Origin of the sequence: Pullulanibacillus pueri (assembly GCF_014639255.1) — a bacterium.
GTDB lineage: Bacteria > Bacillota > Bacilli > Bacillales > Sporolactobacillaceae > Pullulanibacillus > Pullulanibacillus pueri.
The window spans coordinates 1-1,237 of the sequence record NZ_BMFV01000075.1 but is presented as its reverse complement, the minus strand read 5'-3'; the positions used below and the strand labels follow the sequence as shown (position 1 = coordinate 1,237).

Below are 1,237 nucleotides of genomic sequence, written 5' to 3'. Positions count from 1 at the left end.
TTGTTCCATTTGATGAGGAAGTACATTCCCTGTTTGTTCGTTAACAATTTCTAAACCTTTCTTGAACATTGAAGGCTCCCACCCATCCAAATACAGGTAGGCTATATCCTTGACTTGATGATCGAACGGATTGACGACTTTATATCTGAACGGTCTGTCTGGAGCAATTAAAGCGTCACCCTTCTTATGCAACACACGGTCTAACGCGGTAAACACCAACCGGCTCGCATTTGCAGCATAGGCCTTTTTCCGGACCTCCAATGACTGAACCATAGGGTGCCATGGTTCATAAACAGATGAATGATATCCCCATGTATGTTCTGCGTACATAGCAAGGTGGTATTCAGCGCTCTGAATCATTTCCTCCGCAATGATTTCATTTTTCGGGTCAAGTTTTTTGACCAATCGCAAGTTTCTTTGCGCATCACGGAAAATTTGAGTATCCATGGCCGTTGATGCCACACCGTCTGACCACCAATCTGGCCAATCCCCTTTATAAACCGGTATCTCTACTTTTTGTTTCTTGACATGATCAAAGAATCGACTTAAAGTCGTCATCTCTATTTCCACTTGATCCCCGTGTTTAGCATTCCAGCGACGTATAAACTCCATAATTTTACCATTTGGTGCAGCATTATCACGCAATAACCCCATGACATTGATAAGTGCAAAGTCATAAGGATATTCTTCCTTTTCAAGCTGACAAAGATAACGCATAATACGGGTTTCAGCCATTTCCCAATGGTTCTCCATATAGGGTGTAGTATTAAATTCATCACGAATGGTATAGGATAAAACAGCACCAGGAGAAAGTCCCAGATCGTTGCCAAGCATGTAGTGCTCTCCATTCCATACAAGCAATTGATCGCCTTTTGGTGTTTCCCAATAAAAAGGGAATTGTTTTCTTCCTATTGCATACATTCCGTGATGAGTATGCACACATGATAGTAAGTTTCGAATACCCGAGTCATACATTGCTTGAGAATACCCCCAGCTATAACCATTGATATCAGCGGTCATAGCCGAAGTGACCGGAACGTCAATTGACTGTGCAAAGGTCTGGGCCTTTGCAAATAAGTCACTAAGAATCTCATAATCGGCCAATTCGGTCATATTAAGGTAGGTCCCTGAAAGTTCTATATCTCCTCTTCTTAAAGCCTGTATAAACTGATTGCGAGTTTCCTCAGAAGATTGTTCCAAAAATTTCTCAACTGCCCAAAAGGTTTCACATGTCCAC

Annotated in this window: 1 protein-coding gene; it reads right to left on the bottom strand. The window is 42.0% G+C overall.

The features are described from left to right. Positions 1 to 1,237, bottom strand: a 1,237-nt coding sequence (locus tag IEV91_RS21465; RefSeq protein ID WP_505891286.1) for a glycoside hydrolase family 38 N-terminal domain-containing protein, incomplete at both ends; no start/stop codon positions are given.